Genomic DNA, 19,418 nt, shown 5'->3' with positions numbered 1-19,418 from the left:
AACCAGCCAAAATATTTATAAATAAAATATCTCAAGGAGTAAAAAAATTATGGAGAATAATATGGAAAAAATAACGCTCACCCCCTACCAGACAATTTTTTATTATGAGTGGCTACAAGATCCCGATCGCAGTGATTACAATATTGTGATCGACAATACTATTGTCGGCGCAATAGACAAAAAAAAGTATAACGATAGTTTTGAGCAAATGCTTAACGAGCATTTTATTACCCGTCATAACATTGATGACGGGCCTGATGGCGCCTTTTGGGTACCGAGAGAACCCATTTTCAATTTAGTCACCTATCACGACACCCCGTTAACTGATGAAGAAATTTATGCGTTAGTCTCTGCTCCTTTTGACTTGAGAAAGGATTCACTGGTACGGATACATTTAATTTCTCTTGGGGCAGAACGATACCGTACATTGTTTATTTTTCACCATATTGTTGTCGATGGCATCAGTACCGAAGAGATCTGGGACAAGTGGCGTAAACGCTATAATGGCATCGACTATCAGGTGCCATCGCTGCAGGACCAGGGGGCTATGCACCAGCAACTTTGCCATAATTTCGCCACGCTTTTGCAAGAAAAAGGCGAACAAATGCGTGAGTTCTGGCGCGAGCGTCTGGGCGATCTTGAAGGCGTTGATTTACGCTTTTTACAAACGGGCTGCCCGCTTGCAACCGCTGCAACCCGGCGTCAGATCGGCGAGTTACTGTTTGGTTTTGATGAAGATATCAGCCGACGTGTAAAGCGGTTACTGCGCAAGTATAAGTTGACCACTTACCTGTTCGGGCAAATGATCATGGCCCTGCTGTTACACAAAATGTCTGGGCAAAAAGCCGTTGCGCTCGCTTACCCGGTGGCGATCTCTGAAGGTAAGGAGCTGTTGTATGGCGCGCATATCAATACCTTGGCTATCGATTATCGCTTTGCGGATGATGCGACGCTCCGTAGCGTGATTGACAGTGTTCATCGTTATTACAAAGCATTAAAACAGACAAAAGCCAAATATTTACCTGTCCATGAGATCCTGGCTTGTGGTGAAGCCACGGGTGTATTGGATGTCGCTTTTGCCCAAACTTTCCTGCGTGATCATCACACCCATTTTAGCGGTATTATGGATGAGTCGGCCAATCACGATTTTCATATTGACCTGGTGAATCAACTGCTGTTTGAACAGGAGGCATTAGAGAGTGGTATTAACTATCGCGTCAGGTTTGATAGCAACGTCCTTGATGTCTCATTGGTTGAGAATTTTATCGAACTCTATAAAGATCTGTTTATTAATACGCTTGATAAGCTGCTTGCAGGTGAAGTTGACACACCAATAAATACCATCACGCTTATTGCGCAGCTGCCACACCACACCCAGCATGTATGCGCTGGCGCTAAAGTCCCTCAACATTCGATTGTCGAACAATTTGAGCGTATGGCCGCGACTTACCCAGCCCGCATCGCCGTTGTCTTTGGTAATCAAACACTGACCTATCAACAGCTAAATCAACAGGCCAACCGTCTGGCTGATTACCTGAGGTGTGAACTGCGAATTAAGAGCGACGATTTCGTCGCCCTGTGCCTTGAAAAATCTGCAGCAATGCCCGTATGTATTCTTGCCATACTCAAAACTGGGGCCGCCTATGTCCCGCTTAACCCTGGCGAGGCCGGGAACAGATTAAGTTTTATTCTGCAGGACACACAAGCTAAAGCAATTTTGGGCGATAGCGCCAGCGTGAGCTATTTGAATGAGATTGCAGAGCTGCCGCAGGTGCCGATTATTGCCGTTGATAATCCGCAGTTTCAGCGCGATCTGGTTGCTCAGCGGCAGTCAGAGAACCTTGATGTCGCCATAAATTTGCACCAGTTAGCCTATATTATTTATACCAGCGGCACGACAGGTAAGCCAAAAGGCGTCATGATTGAACACGCGGGGTTAATCAATCTGGCGCGGGTTCAGGGCGAAGCGTTTGGCTTGGCACCTGGCGAGGAGTCGGTAAAGCAATGTCTTTGGTATGCCGCCTATGTCTTTGATGCCCATGTTTCTGAGCTCTTTACGGCGCTTGCCAATGGCCATGTGATACATATTTTGCCGGAAAATAAGCGCAAGGATTTTGACGCGTTAGCGGAATATATTGCCGATGCTTGCATTGATATTGCCACCATTCCCCCGGCATTATTGGATAAAAACGCCCTTTTAGCGCTTTCTACTCTGGTCGTTGCTGGTGAACCTTGTAATCGTGAGATTATGCAACGCTATCGTGCGCAGGGAACCACGGTCATCAATGCCTATGGCCCGACTGAAAGCAGTGTCTGTGCGACGTTGCATTATTACGAAAATGGCGATGGCAACCTCAATATCGGCCTGCCGCTACAGAATCTTGATGTACATGTTTTAGATGAACACCTGACACCTGTCCCCGTCGGTGTGATCGGCGAGCTTTATATCAGTGGCGTTGGCCTGGCCCGGGGTTATCTGAATGATACGCAGCAGACTGAGCGTGCCTTTATCGCCAATCCCTTCCAGAGCGACAGGCAAAAGCAGCGCAATGAAGCGGCACGGCTGTATAAAACCGGCGATCTTGCCCGCCGCTTGGCCGACGGTCACATTGAGTATGTTGGCAGGCGAGACTCCCAACTGAAGATCCGCGGTTTCAGAATTGAATTAAGCGAAATTGAAATGCAACTGGTGCAAATTCCGCAGATTATCCAATCGGCGGTCATTGCACATAAGCTCCCGACGGGAGCCCTGTCGTTGGTTGCCTACTATGTTGCGGATGTTGCCTTGGACAAAGAGCAGATCATTGGGCACCTGGCGGATGCTTTGCCTGACTATATGATCCCGCTGGCCTATGTTCATTTAACGGCGTTCCCGATGACGGTTAACGGTAAATTAAACCGTACGGCATTACCGCTGCCCGATCTGAGCGGGCAGGATGACTATGTCGCTCCTGCCGATGAGATGGAAATGGCGCTATGCCAGATCTATGGTGAGATATTAGGCCAGGCGCCGGGTCATGTCGGCGTTAATGACGATTTCTTTAAGCTGGGCGGCGACAGTATCAGCGCTATTCAGATGGTGAGAATGATCCGTCAAAGGTTGAGGGGGGCGGCCAGCGTCAAAGATATTTTTGACTGTAAAACCGTTCGTTTACTTGCCCGGAATATCGTGCTGGACGGCGATGAACATCACATCAAACATCTCTCCGAGTCGGGGATGCTGAGCGGCCCTGCGCAGTTGCTGCCGATCCAGCAGTGGTTCTTCGATCGGGTCAAGCTGGGCACTTTTTCTGCTTATCAGCACTGGAACCAATCCTTTGTCCTGGATGTTCCCCAGTTGGATATTGGCATACTCAACAAGAGCCTGGCGTTGTTATTTGCCTATCATGATGCCCTGAGGCTGGTCTTTGCGCATGACAGTGATGGTGGTTACAGCCAGCACTACCAACCAGAAGTCGGCGAAATACCGCTGTCGGTTATTGATAGACCCGTGAGTGCCGAGCAACAAATCGCGCTATTTGATCGGTGGCAAAGTGAGTTTGATATCTTTGGCGGCAAGCTGTGCCATATTGGCTATATAACAAGCGAAAATGTGCCACGGGCGAAGCTGCACTTTGCTTTTCATCACCTGATTATGGACGCGGTAAGCTGGCATATCATCAAACAGGATCTGGAAAGGATTTATCGCGCGCTGGAAGGAAACGCGGCGGGTATTAGCGATCCCGTTGAGATTTTAGGTGATAAACCCACCAGTTATCGTCAGTGGGCTGCCCAGGTACAGGATTATGCCAACCATCAGGGAGCCAATGAGGAAACTCTTTATTGGCGTACTGTGATTGGCGGTCTTGGTGACTATCGCCAACGGATAGCGCCGCTTTTCACCTCGCCATCGTTGAGCCAACGCGAGTTATCGTTAAACAAAACCTTAACGCAGCATCTGTTGGGCGGGGTGCATCATGTGTTCAATACCCAGGTTAACGATCTTCTGTTAGCGAGCTTCGTTGAGATCCTCAATGAGTTTACCGGGCTGCATACCCAGTACCTGACGTTGGAAGGCCATGGCCGAGAAGCACTCGATATCAACGTCGATATCAACCGTACGGTAGGCTGGCTGACCACTATGTACCCGGTACGCTTAACCAGCGAGGGAGACTGGCGTCAACGGATCGTGACCGTCAAAGAGACCGTTGGCGGGATCCCGCGCCGGGGCGTTGGATTTGCGCCGTTGATGGGGTATGACGCCGACCTGCTGCCACCGGTTAGCTTTAACTATTTAGGGCGCTTTGATGAGGTGCAGCAGGAGGGATGGTGCTTCAGCCCTACAAACAGCGGACAAACCGTTGCGCATGAGAATGGTGAAGCGCATCTGCTCAGCGTCAACTGTGGTGTAGTTGGAGGGGAACTGAGAATACGCTTCTCCGGTTACCTGGCAGACGAAGTATTGCAATACCTGGCGAGCCGTTACCAGGGGGCGATTGCAGGCGTTATTGAGCGCCTGATGGCGGAAAGCCGCACTTATCTGACCGCGCGAGATATTGACGGGGTAATACCTCAAGCAACACTTGACGCTCTGCAGCGTGATACCGAGCTGGAGTCGGTGTATCTGGCCAATAGTTTGCAGGAAGGCTTTATTTACCACGCGCTATCGCAGGGTGAAGTCGACGATGCCTACCATACCCAGATGTTCTGGGACTATGACAATGCGCTCGATATCACCTGTCTGAAGCAGGCATGGTTACATGCTCAGCAGCATTATCCAACGCTCCGCCTGCGGTTTAATTGGGATGAAGAGTTGCTGCAGATTGTTGATGCCCATGCCGCACTGAACTGGCATTTCTTTGATCTCAGTGAAAAAAGCGAGCACCAACAGCAAGCCTTCTTCTCTGATTTATCTGCCCGGGATCGAGCACGGCCTTACGATTTGTCTATCAGCGGGATCTTCCGTGTCTATGTGGTCAAAAATGCGGATGATCGTTATCGCTGCATTTTCAGCTGCCACCACGCCATCATGGATGGCTGGAGTAACCCGCTACTGATTGAAGCGGTGCATAAATTCTATCTGGCGCTGTTGCGTGGTGAAACGTTGAAGCAGGAAGGTGACCACGGTTTCCACCAGGTACAGCGCTATATACAGTCGCACAAAAGCGAGCATTTACCGTACTGGCGGGACTATCTGGCACCACAGGATGAACCCGAAGATTTAAATATCTTGCTGTGCGGGCAGGCGAAGCACGTTCAGTTAAATGAATATAAACACATTAAAACGTCGAAAACACAGCAGCTGATGTTTGATGAACCTTGTTACCAACAGCTGAAATCGTTCACCGCCGAGAACGCGATAACCCTTAATGCGCTATTGCAATATTGCTGGCACAAAGTGCTCAGTATTTATTCTGGCAATGCGGCCAGCATCGTTGGCACGGTGGTTTCAGGCCGTAACCTGCCCGTGGATGGCGTGGATCAAACGGTAGGATTATTGATCAACACACTGCCGCTGATCGTCGATCATCAGGCTTCTGTGTCGATCCTCACGGCTATTCAAAACCTGCAGGACGCGATCAACGAGGCGAATACCCGCAGCCATGTCAATCTGGCTGAGCTACAACCGGCAGGAAAACGCCTGTTCAACTCTTTGTTTGTCTTTGAAAACTACCCAATGCCCACTGGGGACATCGATAGCGATTTACGGCTACGTTTCGGCAGTGCTAACGAGAAGCAAGATTATCCGTTGGTGGTGACCGTGTTGGAACAGCAACATCTGGCGTTGAGCCTGCATTATGCCGGTGAACTGTTTGACGACGTGTTGATCGAACAACTGCTGAACACGATGAGGACGCTGGTAGAAAATATTGTTCAGGGTGCCTCTCAGTCTCAAACCGAGTTGCCTTATCTACAGGCGGCGCAGTATCAAACGATGATCCACCAGTGGAATGATACCCGCAGGCCCTACGAGCATGATAAAACCCTCGCCGCACTGTTTGAAGCTCGCGTGGCCGCCTCACCAGACAGCGTCGCCGTAGAATTTAACGACGTGGTGTTAACGTATGCACAGTTAAATCAACAGGCGAACCAGCTAGCGCACTATTTGCAGCAATGTTGCCAGCTGCGCGCCAACGATCTCGTGGGTCTCTATCTTGAGCGCAGTGAGCAGTTGGTCATTGGCATTCTGGCCATACTGAAAGCGGGCGCTGCCTATGTGCCGATGGATCCGGATTCCCCCGATGAGCGCAATGGCTATATTATTGCGGATGCCAAGGTAAAAGCGGTGCTTTGCCAACGGCAGGCTTTGCAAAGGCTAGACCAGATGGCACCCGGCGCCATGCTTATCCCTCTTGACGCACCGGAAACCACCGCGCGTTTGGCGCGCTGTGCAACAGATAACCCATGCAGCAATACCGGCCCCCACGATCTGGCGTATGTCATTTATACCAGTGGCACGACGGGATATCCTAAAGGGACGTTGATAGAGCAACGCTGTGTGAACCGGCTGGTGATTAATCCCAATTATGTTGAGATCGGTGAACAGGATCGCATTCTTGGTATTTCTGGCTATCAGTTTGATGCCTCCATTTATGACATCTTTGGCGCGTTGTTAAATGGCGCCGTGTTGGTGATTGCCGATAAGCCAAATATCCTGGACTTAGACCGTCTCTCTCAGCTTATTGTCGATCGTCAGATCAGCAATTTCTTTGCCACGACCGCCTTCTTTAATACGCTGGTGGATGCTGAACTGCCTGGTTTGCAGCAATTGAACTACCTGCTGTTCGGCGGTGAGCAGGTGTCCGTTAACCATGTTAATCGTTTTAGAACGCTTTATCCGCAGGTCAAGTTGGTGCATGTTTACGGGCCGACGGAAACGACAACCTACGCCACGGCCTATTTGACTAATACGGCGTCGCAGGCGTTTGATTACACCGTACCCATCGGTCAGCCAATCAGTAATACCCAGCTGTATATACTCGACGAACAGCTGCGCCCCGTCCCACAGGGGGCAATCGGTGAGCTGTATATCGGTGGCGCTGGCGTTGGGCGCGGCTATCTGAACAATCCGCAGGCGACAGCGGACGCGTTTATTGCCAATCCGTTCCGCAGTGATGCCGAGCGCAGCCGTGGTGAAAATGCCCGCCTTTATAAAACCGGGGACCAGGGCCGTTACCTGCCGGACGGTAATATCGAATATTTGGGCCGCAATGACTTCCAGGTCAAGATCCGTGGCTTCCGTATTGAGCCGGGGGAGATCGAAGCCCGGCTGATCGAGCATCCTGCCATCCAGCAGGCACTGGTCCTGGCGAGCGAGAATCCGGCGGGGCATACCCATCTGACGGCGTACTACGTCGCGCAGGCCCCCTTGGAACAGGAGACGTTGCGCGCCCATCTGCAACAGGTTCTGCCGGACTACATGGTACCGTCTGCCCTGGTTCACCTGCTGTCGCTACCGATGACCGTCAACGGCAAGGTCGATCGTGCCGCCTTGCCGGTCCCGACGTTTGAGGCGCAGGCAGATCGGGTAGCACCAGAGACGGCGACCGAGCAGCAACTGGCCGAGGTTTTCGCCGAGCTGCTCGCCATCCCGCAGGACAGCCTCAGCGTGCTGGACGACTTCTATCGCCTGGGGGGCAACAGCATTTTGGCGATCAAGCTGGTGAGCCGTTTGACCCGCGCGTTAGAAAAAAGTGTGCATGTCACTGACCTGTTCCGCCTGAGATCCATCCGGGCACTGGCGGCATTTATTGATAATACCGCGCAGGGTAGCCAGATCATCCAGGCACCGTCGATCGCCCGGCCTGAGGAGCAGCGGCTGTCGTTTGCCCAGGAGCGCCTGTGGTTTATCGACCGTTATGAAGAAGGCAGCAACGCCTACAACATCCCGCTTACGCTCAAGCTGCAGGCCGGTACCGATCCGCAGAAAGTGGCACAGGCCCTGATGAAGGTGATCGCGCGTCATGAAGCGCTGCGTACCCTGATCCTGTGTGATGACGACGGGCAGGGGTATCAACATATTCTGCCAGCAGAGACATTCTCACTGACCCTACCGCACGAAACATGCGACAGCGTGCAAGCGCTGCATGCGCGGCTGCATGAGCATCAGCATCGGGTATTTGATCTGGCGCAGGAGTGCCCGATTGCAGCCAGCAGTTATACGCTGGCGGGGAGCCACTACTTCAGCATCGTCATTCACCACATCGCGTTTGACGGCTGGTCGGTAGATCTGCTGTTAAAAGAGTTGCTGCACTATTACCGCGTGTTCACCGGAGAAGCCAGCAATGAACTCCCGGCCCCGCCGGTGCAGTATCGGGAATTTGCGCTGTGGCAGCGCCAACACCTGCAAGGTGCCACGCTGGACAAGCAACTGGCCTACTGGCATGGGCAACTGGCGGACCATGAACCGCTCAATCTGCCGACGGACCATGTGCGTCCACTGCAATTGGATTATCGCGGCGAAGATATCACCTTCCAGCTGGATGCAGAGACCAGTACCGAACTGCGGGCGTTGGCCGCCTCGTTGAACGTCAGCCTGTACACGGTACTGCTGAGCGGTTATTACCTGCTGCTGGGGGTTTACAGTAACCAGCAGGATATCGTGTTGGGGACGCCAATAGCGGGCAGGCATTACCCGGGGGTGGAAGACACCCTGGGGCTGTTCGTCAATACGCTGGTCCTCAGACGGCAGATAGACGTCAGCCAAACGGTCAGAGAATTTATTGGCGAAACGGGGCAGCAGGTCAGTGAAGCGCATAACCACCAGGATCTGCCTTTCGAAAAGCTGGTTGAAGTGCTGAAAACGGAAAAAGACAGTTCAAGGCACCCGATCTTCCAGGTGATGTTCAGTCTCCAATCGTTTGGGGCAGCGGGGCGTACCGAAGGAGAAAGCCTGTTTGAGCAGTATGACGCGCAAGAAGGGGCGTATCGGGCGGCGAAGTTCGATTTGACCGTGATGATGGACGACAGTGAAGAGGCGATCGGTGGCGTCTTCAACTATGCGACGGCCCTGTTCAACGGGCAAACGATGCGGAACTACATTGCGACCTACCAGCATATCCTGCGCCAACTGGGTTCGCTGTGCCGCCAGGGGCGTTCCCTTGCGGAGCTTCAGTACCTGGATACGACGCAATACGAGCAAATCATCGGCCAGGGGAACCGCACCGAATGCGACTACCCACGAGATATGACGATCCACGAAATGTTCGAGGCGCAGGTCGCAAGAACCCCAGAGAATATCGCGCTGGTGTTTGAGGGCGTGAGCCTGACCTATCGGCAGTTGAATGAACGCGCCAACCGGTTGGCGGCTTACTTGAGAGCACAGTTTGTTTTACAACCGGACGATCTGATCGGGCTTTGCCTGGAAAGATCGGAACGCATGATCGTGAGTATCCTGGCGGTGTTGAAAGCTGGGGCCGCCTATGTACCTCTTAGCCCCGATATGCCCGCGGAGAGAATGCTCTGGACGATAGAAAATATTGATTCCCGCGTTATTCTGACGGAGTTGGGCATGCAAGAGACGCTGGCCAAGCTGATTGATCCACAGAAGACGGCGCTGCTGTGCGTGGACGATCCTGAGTTGATAGCGCAGGCTGCCAGCCACCAGGTGGCTAACGTGGCAACCCAAACCAAACCTGACAATCTGATTTATGTCATCTATACCAGCGGGACGACGGGAACCCCTAAAGGGGTGATGATTGAGCATCATTCTGTCGCCAATTTTGTGGAGGCGCAACGGAGTATCTTTGGCACTGAGATCTGTCAGGTTGGCGAGCCGACAAAAAATTACCTTTTCTATTCAAATTATACCTTTGACGCGCATGTCCTGGATGTGTTCAGCCCGTTGCTGACCGGCCATTGCTTACATGTCTTGTCTAAAGAGATACGTTTGAATTTCGGTGCGCTTGCTGCCTACATTAAACAACATGCTATTGATATCGGCTTTGTACCTCCTGCGCTGCTAAATAACAATGAAACACTGGGGCTTTCCACGCTAATCCTGGGAGGAGAGGTGGCCAGTAGCAGCGTGATAGAGCGCTATAGCGCTCAGGGGGTAAAAATAGTTAACTGCTATGGCCCAACGGAAACCACAGTCTTTGTCACCAGGAACGTTTACCAAACGGGCGATAGCAATACCATCATTGGCCGGCCGATAGGCAATGCTGACGCTTATATTCTGGACGGTTGTCTACGGCCGCTCCCTGCGGGTGCCGTGGGTGAACTCTATATCAGTGGTGACTGTGTAGGTCGTGGCTATTTAAATAACCCTGAGGCGACTCATCAGGCGTTTATCGTCAATCCATTGCAAAGTGATGAAGATAAAGCGCGAGGGCGTCACGATCGGCTGTATAAAACGGGCGATTTAGTCCGTTACCTGAACGACGGTAAGATTGACTATATTGGGCGTAATGATGCCCAGGTGAAGATCCGTGGCTTCAGGATCGAATTGGCCGAAATCGAAAGTTGTCTGACCCAATATCCACAGATTGAACAGGTAGTGGTCCTGGCGCTGGAGCATGACTCGGGGCAAAAGTACCTGGTGGCCTATTATGTTGCGCCAGACGCATTGCCAGCAGATGTGCTGTCTGAGCATCTGCAACAGCGTTTACCTGCCTATATGATCCCTACGGCGTTTGTTCATTTAACGGCATTGCCGATGAACATGAACAATAAGTTGGATCGCAAAGCCTTACCTCTGCCGATATTAACGGATGAGGCGAACTACGTGGCCCCAGCCAACGAGAGTGAAATGCTGATCTGTCGCGTATTTGCGGAGGTATTACAGCTTAAGGATTATGCGGTAGGGATCACCGATGATTTCTTCCGTTTAGGCGGGGACAGTATCAGCAGTATCCAGCTGGCGAATAAACTCAAAAAGTTATCTGGCCACCATCTCACGGTGAAAGATATCTTTGCCCACAGAACGGCCAAAGCATTGAGCACTTACCTGCTGCAACGTCAGGGTGACAATATGCCGGTTATCCAGTCAGAGGCGGGTATGCTGGCGGATGAGCTACCCTTGGCGCCGATCCAGCGCTGGTTCTTCCAGGCCGTAGAGTCGGGGAAATTGCCTGATGCTGGGCATTGGAACCAGGCATTTATGGTCAAAGTGCCAACGTTAAATGTCGAGTTACTGCGTTTGAGCGTGGCTAAACTGGTTGAATATCATGATATTTTGCGTGCCGTTTACCCGAAAGATGCCGCTGTCGGCCACTACCGTCAAACGATAGCGACGTTGCCATTTGATGCGATCAATCAACAGGATTTCACAGCCGTTCAGCTCGATGCGCAGTTGACGGCCTGGCAGAACCGTTTTTGCCTGGCAGAAGGGCCACTGTTCCATATCGGTTATATTGCAGGCTACGCTGACGAGACTGCGCGTATCCATGTGGCGGTACACCATCTCAATATTGATGCGGTCAGCTGGCGGATTATTAACCACGACTTACGCACGCTTTACCAGTTCTTTGCAGCACAAGGCGATAACCTTGATGCGACAGTTGATGCGCAAACTATCCTGGGCCAGAAAGGCACGAGTTACCGCCAATGGGTCAACTCACTGCAAAACTACCCAGCCGTTGCCGTGAACAACCATGGGGATGAGAGGCATTACTGGGAGAACCTGACCACGGATTTGGACGCCTGGCACCAGCGTTTGGACGCCCATCGTGTGGGGACGCTCAATCGTAAGATGATAAGCCTGTCGCAACAGCAAACCGGTTGTCTGTTGCGAGACCTTCATCATGTTTATCACACCGAGGTGAACGATATTCTGCTGACCGTACTGGCGGATGCGTTGTCGCAAGTGGTTGGCGGTGACAGCCAGTATGTCCTGCTGGAAGGGCATGGCAGAGAGGCGATGTTTGACGATGTGGATATCAACAATACCGTCGGTTGGTTTACCTGCATGTATCCGGTCAATCTGCGTGTTGAGCATCGTGATCTTGTACGCAATTTACCGCTGATTAAAGACAGGCTGCGAACCCCTCCTCACCATGGCTTAGGCTATGGCGTGTTGGTTGGCTATGATGCGCAGGCATTGCCGGCAGTGACCTTCAACTACCTTGGCCAGTTTGATGGTGATGAACGGGATGGCGAGTGGGCGTTTGTTCAGGAATCTACGGGGTCGGCATTATCAGCGAATAACCGCACAACGGACTTTTTAGCGCTGAACGGCGGTGTGCTCAATGGCCAATTACAGTTCCTGGTCGAGGGTGATCTCAGCCCGGAGCAGCTCGAACTGTTCGCCACGACTTATCGCCAGCGGTTAATCCAGTTGATCGATGAGCTTAAGCGGTCATCTCGCTCTTATCTCACCGAGTCTGATGTTAATGGCGTGGTCTCCGGTGAATTGTTAGCGCACCTCCAGCAGGATGAAGAGGTGGTGGCGATTTATCCGGCTAACAGCCTGCAACAAGGGTTTATTTATCATTACGTACTGCAAGGCGATATCGACAACGCCTATCGTACTCAAATGGTCTGGCACTATCGCAATACGTTGGATGTCGAGCTGTTAAAACGGGCGTGGCAATGCAGCCAGGCGAAATATCCGGCGCTGCGGCTAAGATTCTCCTGGCAGGAAGAGTTTGTGCAGATTGTCGATAAGCACGGCACCTTTGGTTGGCAGTTTATCGATATCAGTGATCAGGACGAACGTGCACGAGCAAGCACCGTGGCTGAACTCATCAAGCAGGATCAGCAAACCCATTTCGATTTGTCTGCTAAAGGGTTATTCCGACTGTATCTCGTTAAGTGCGCGGTCGATCACTACATTTGTCTGTTTAATAACCATCACGCGATTCTGGACGGCTGGAGCCTGCCGATCTTGCTCAATGACGTGCACCAGAATTATCTGGCCCTGCAACAGGGAAGCGCGCCGGAGCAAGCCGCAGACCAAAGCTATCTGGAGGCGCAGGCATTGCTACAGACGGTTAGCCAGGAAACCGAGCAGTTCTGGCAAAACTATCTGGGTGGTTTGGAGGTGCAAGAGAATCTCACCGGCCTGCTAAAGCCGGAGATGAAACACGTCAATTTAAGTGAATATAAACACCTGCAAGACCCCCAGAGCGTGTCGACCGCATTGGCCGGTGAGCTTTACCACGGGTTGAAGGCGCTCTCGCGGCAGCATGGCGTGACGTTGAATGCGCTGATGCAGTATTGCTGGCACCAACAGCTCAGCCTTTATAGCCATGCGGACGTGACGATCGTGGGTATGACGGTGTCTGGCCGTAACCTGCCGGTGGAGGAGATAGAGCGCTCTGTTGGGTTATATATCAATACGTTGCCTGTCGTTCTGGCACACACCGATGAGGCGATCATCGAGAATGTCAAACGCCTGCAGGCCCATATTAATGACATCAATAGCTACAGCAATATCAGCCTGATCACACTGCAAAAGGCGGGGGTCCGTCTGTTCAACTCGCTATTCGTGTTTGAAAACTATCCGGTGCCTGCCGATAACGGCGAGAGCCTGTTCAAACTCGAGTTTGAGGACAGTGATGAAAAACTGGATTACCCGCTGGGCATCATGGTGTATGAACAGGATGGACGGATTGAGTTCAAGATCAACTATGCAGGCGAGCTGTTCAGCCGTTCGGCCATTGAAGGCGTGCTGCAAGGAATACGGCTCACCGTACAGCAACTGATCGCGGACCCTGCCATGGGGCCCCAGGCGTTATCGCTGCTGACGAAGGACGACTATACGCAGCTGGTAGCAAACCAGCCGCGGGTTCAGGTTGCCGTGGAGCGAAATAAACTGGTCGGTCAGATGTTTGAAGCGCAGGCCGCCAGAACGCCGGATGCTTTGGCGTTGGTGTATCAGGATACGCGGTTGACGTATCGCGAGTTAAATCAGCGGGTGAACCAGTTGGCGGCTTACCTGCAGGCGAACTTTGCGATACAGCCTGACAGCGCGATTGCCCTTTATTTTGATAAGTCGGCCCATATGGTCATTGCCATGCTGGCCGTGCTCAAGGCCGGGGCGGCCTATGTCCCGATTAGCCCTCAGGCACCGTTGGAGCGCTTGAGTCTGCTGGTCGACGACGTTAAACCGGTGTTGATCCTGACGCAGCAGCATTATGGTGCACGCATCGCTGGCTGTGGTTTTCCTCTGCTGGATATTGATAACCCGCAACTGGCCAACAGGCTGGCGCAGCTCGACGACAGCAATGTACCGTCACGCACGCAGCCAGACGATTTGGCTTATATCATCTATACCAGCGGCACCACTGGCCGGCCAAAAGGGGTGATGATTGAACATCACTCGTTAATCAACCTGGCGCAAGGGCAGTCAGACCTGTTAGGTATGCCTACGGGCCATGAGCAGGCTGCCAGGCTAAACACGCTGTGGTACTCGGAATATGTTTTCGATGCCCATGCGCTGGATGTCTTCTGTGCCTTGTTGAATGGCCATTGCCTGCATATTCTGGCAGAACACCAACGTCTCGACTTTATCGCGCTCTCTGCCTATATCAGGGATCACGCTATCGATTTCGCCTTTATTCCTCCGGCGTTACTGGCACAAAATGAACTTCTGGAACTGTCCACGCTGGTCGTTGGCGGGGAGTGTATCGATGCGGCGATGATTGACCGCTACTGTGAGGCCGGAGTCCGTTTGATCAACGGTTACGGGCCTAGCGAAACCACCGTTTGGGCGACGGCGCGGATCTATCAACCTGGTGATGCCAATACCAATATCGGCAAGGCGATCAACAACGTTTGCGTCTATCTGCTGGATCGCCACCTGCGCCCCGTCCCACAAGGTGCGATTGGTGAGCTGTATATCGGTGGTGCTGGCGTTGGGCGCGGCTATCTGAATAACCCGCAGGCGACAGCGGATGCGTTTATTGCCAATCCGTTCCGCAGTGACGCCGAGCGCAACCGTGGTGAAAACGCCCGCCTTTACAAAACCGGGGACCGGGGCCGTTACCTGCCGGACGGTAATATCGAATATTTGGGCCGCAATGACTTCCAGGTCAAGATCCGTGGCTTCCGTATTGAGCCGGGGGAGATCGAAGCCCGGCTGATCGAGCATCCTGCCATCCAGCAGGCACTGGTCCTGGCGAGCGAGAATCCGGCGGGGCATACCCATCTGACGGCGTACTACGTCGCGCAGGCCCCCTTGGAACAGGAGACGTTGCGCGCCCATCTGCAACAGGTTCTGCCGGACTACATGGTACCGTCTGCCCTGGTTCACCTGCTGTCGCTACCGATGACCGTCAACGGCAAGGTCGATCGTGCCGCCTTGCCGGTCCCGACGTTTGAGGTGCAGGCAGACCGGGTGGCACCAGAGACGGCGACCGAGCAGCAACTGGCCGAGGTCTTCGCCGAGCTGCTCGCCATTCCGCAGGACAGCCTCAGCGTGCTGGACGACTTCTATCGCCTGGGGGGCAACAGTATCCTGGCGATCAAGCTGGTGAGCCGTTTGACCCGCGCGTTAGAAAAAAGCGTGCATGTCTCTGACCTGTTCCGCCTGAGATCCATCCGTGCGCTGGCGGCATTTATTGATAATACCGCACAGGGTAGCCAGATCATCCAGGCACCGTCGATCGCCCGGCCTGAGGAGCAGCGGCTGTCGTTTGCCCAGGAGCGCCTGTGGTTTATCGACCGTTATGAAGAAGGCAGCAACGCCTACAACATCCCGCTTACGCTCAAGCTGCAGGCCGGTACCGATCCGCAGAAAGTGGCACAGGCCCTGATGAAGGTGATCGCGCGTCATGAAGCGCTACGTACCCTGATCCTGTGTGATGACGACGGGCAGGGGTATCAACAGATACTGCCAGCAGAGACATTCTCACTGACCCTACCGCACGAAACATGCGACAGCGTGCAAGCGCTGCATGCGCGGCTGCATGAGCATCAGCACCGGGTATTTGATCTGGCGCAGGAGTGCCCGATTGCAGCCAGCAGTTATACGCTGGCGGGGAGCCACTACTTCAGCATCGTCATTCACCACATCGCGTTTGACGGCTGGTCGGTAGATCTGCTGTTGAAAGAGTTGCTGCACTATTACCGCGTGTTCATCGGAGAGGCGAGCAATGAACTCCCGGCCCCGCCGGTGCAGTACCGGGAATTTGCGCTGTGGCAGCGCCAACACCTGCAAGGTGCCACGCTGGACAAGCAACTGGCCTACTGGCATGGGCAACTGGCGGATCATGAACCGCTCAATCTGCCGACGGACCATGTGCGTCCACTGCAATTGGATTATCGCGGCGACGATATCACCTTCCAGCTGGATGCAGAGACCAGTGCCGAGCTGCGGGCGTTGGCCGCCTCGTTGAACGTCAGCCTGTACACGGTACTGCTGAGTGGTTATTACCTGCTGCTGGGGGTTTACAGTAACCAGCAGGATATCGTGTTGGGGACGCCAATAGCGGGCAGGCATTACCCGGGGGTGGAAGACACCCTGGGGCTGTTCGTCAATACGCTGGTCCTCAGACGGCAGATAGACGTCAGCCAAACGGTCAGAGAATTTATTGGCGAAACGGGGCAGCAGGTCAGTGAAGCGCATAACCACCAGGATCTGCCTTTCGAAAAGCTGGTTGAAGTACTGAAAACGGAAAAAGACAGTTCAAGGCACCCGATATTCCAGGTGATGTTCAGTCTCCAATCGTTTGGGGCAGCGGGGCGTACCGAAGGAGAAAGCCTGTTTGAGCAATATGACGCGCAAGAAGGGGCGTATCGGGCGGCGAAGTTCGATTTGACCGTGATGCTGGACGACAGTGAAGAGGCGATCGGTGGCGTCTTCAACTATGCGACGGCCCTGTTCAACGGGCAAACGATGCGGAACTACATTGCCACTTACCAGCATATCCTGCGCCAACTGGGTACGCTGTGCAGGCAGGGGCGTTCCCTTGCGGAGCTTCAGTATCTGGATACGGTGCAATACGAGCAAATCATCGGCCAGGGGAACCGCACCGAATGCGATTACCCACGGGATATGACGATCCACGAAATGTTCGAGGCGCAGGTCGCAAGGACTCCAGAGAATATCGCGCTGGTGTTTGAGGGCGTGAGCCTGACCTATCGGCAGCTGAATGAACGGGCTAACCGCTTGTCGGTTTACTTGAGAGAACGCTTTGCTGTCCGCACTGGCGATCTGGTGGCGTTGTGTTTAAACCGCTCTGAGCATATGCAGGTCGCGATACTGGCCATTCTCAAGGCTGGGGGCGCTTATGTACCACTGGATCCGCTGGCACCGGATGACCGGGTGAGCTACATGCTGGAAAACGCCGGTATCGATATCATCTTGACGGCACATCCCGGCGATGAGAAAGCCGCTGCACTAGCGGCAACCGGCCGAACCGTTATTGATGTCGCCGATCGGGAAACGTCAGCTGAAATTGCCCGCTACCCAGGCGAAAACCAGCCTTCATCGGTGCGGTCTACCGATTTGGCTTACATCATCTATACCAGCGGGACCACGGGCAATCCTAAAGGCGTCATGCTAGAGCATCACAGTGTGATCAACCGTATTGTCTGGATGCACAAACAATATCCGATCACGGCGCAGGATCGTATCTTGCAAAAGACTAACTACACCTTCGATGTTTCAGTGTGGGAGCTTTTCTGGGCTAACTGGTTCGGGGCCTGTACCGTTTTTGCCTCGCAGGAGGCCTATAAAGATAATGTCTATCTGGCAGAACTGATTGAACAGCAACAGGTAACGACGCTCCATTTCGTCCCTTCAATGCTATCGGCATTCCTTGAAACCCTGGAGGGGCAGAGCGCATTGCAGGCAAAACTGGGCAGCCTTAACTATCTCTTTTGCAGCGGAGAGGCGTTAAACGTGGGTGAAGTCAGAAAATGCCAGCGCTTACTGCCACATTGCCAGATCCATAATCTCTATGGCCCAACGGAAGCAACGGTGGATGTGTTGTTCTACGACTGTAACGCACCCTCCATCAAGGATGTGTTAATCGGTAAGCCGATAGACAATACTTCCGCCTACGTGCTGAATGCACAAATGCAACCCATTCCACCGGGGGCTATTGGCGAGTTATTCATTGGTGGCGTTGGTGTTGCTAGAGGTTATGTGAATAATAAGCCATTGACGGATAAGGTTTTCCTGAGTAATCCATTCCAGGGCAGTGAGGAAAAGCGACGGGGTTACAATGGCCGGATGTATAAAACCGGCGACGTGGTACGCTATTTAGCCGATGGCAATATCCAATATCTGGGCCGTAATGATTTCCAGGTTAAAGTGCGCGGTTACCGTATTGAACTGGGCGAAATCGAGACGCGCCTGGCCAGCTATCCGGACGTGAATCATGCGGTGGTGATCGCCAGTGAGCGTGGCAGCAGCGATAAATATCTGGTCGCTTATTATGTTGCCGCGCAGGAAATTTCCACCGAAAAGCTATGCGCTCATCTGCGGGAAACCCTGCCAGATTATATGGTGCCTGGCGTATTCGTTCATTTGACGGCTCTGCCAGTGACCTCAAACGGTAAGTTAAACAGAAGGTTGTTACCTGAGCCGCAAATAACCCATTCCGTGACCTACGTGGCGCCGGAAAACAAGGTTGAAAAAACGCTATGTGAGTTACTCGCCGATACGCTGCAAGTTTCATTTGAGGCAATCAGCATGGAGGATAACTTCTTTGCGTTGGGCGGCAACAGCATCCTGGCGATGAGGCTGAACAACCGGATTAACCAGGTGCTGAGGGTTAAAATACGTCTGCTTGATATTATCAATGCGCGCACCCTAAGCGAGTTATCGCAAGCCATTGTACAGGCTCAAGGGAAGTCCTTTGAGGTGATAGTGCCATTTAGTACGGTAACGCAAAAACCACAGATGTTTATGGTTCACCCTGGGATGGGGAACAGTTCGGTCTACCAATCCTTGGCCAATAGGTTGAGTGAGCGCTACTGTTGTTATGGGGTTGACTCATATAACTTCTATCATGAGCAGAAGGTCGAGCGGCTTGATGAATTGGCACGTTTCTATCTGGAGCATATCGATCGCGTTCTTGATATCACCCAACCGGTCACTTTATTAGGCTGGTCGTTGGGCGGGAAGATTGCACTGGAGATCGCGGCTAATTTAGAAGCGCGTGGGGTTAAGGCGATCACTGTCTATCTGCTGGATACCTGGTTGTTAAGCGAAGATCATTATCTGCGTAATGATTCATCCTTTAACCTGGACTCTATGATGGAGCGGTTACAAATCCCACATTATTTAAGACATAATGTCGAATCGGTTGCCATAAGCGATAAGATGTTGAATGCACAGCCACTTTCTGCCGTGTTAAAACATACGCAGCTCGTGTTGTTTAAGGCGACAGAGGAGATAGATAATGAGGAATACCAGCAATATCGGTTTAACAACATTGATACTGGTGTTGAAAATATCGACCAACTTCAGCTGTTTGAAATAGCAGCCAGTCACTTTACCTTGCTAGAAAGGGAGGATGAGTTGATTAGCCATATCCGCTAATTCT

Annotated in this window: 1 protein-coding gene; it reads left to right on the top strand. The window is 52.6% G+C overall.

Going from position 1 to position 19,418, the window contains the following annotated elements:
* Positions 1 to 49 precede the first annotated feature (49 nt).
* Positions 50 to 19,414: an amino acid adenylation domain-containing protein gene (locus tag ABIE29_RS04025; RefSeq protein WP_429616938.1), complete on the top strand. Its 19,365-nt coding sequence runs from the start codon at positions 50 to 52 to the stop codon at positions 19,412 to 19,414.
* Positions 19,415 to 19,418: the final 4 nt, after the last annotated feature.

This window comes from Serratia sp. 2723, from assembly GCF_050434425.1.
Classification (GTDB): Bacteria; Pseudomonadota; Gammaproteobacteria; order Enterobacterales; family Enterobacteriaceae; genus Chania.
The sequence above is the reverse complement of the archived record's forward strand: the minus strand, read 5'-3'. Positions and strand labels throughout refer to the sequence as shown.

Bases quoted from the DNA above. Each gene is read 5' to 3' on its own strand.
- ABIE29_RS04025 (WP_429616938.1), top strand. From the start codon at position 50: ATGGAGAATAATATGGAAAAAATAACGCTCACCCCCTACCAGACAATT.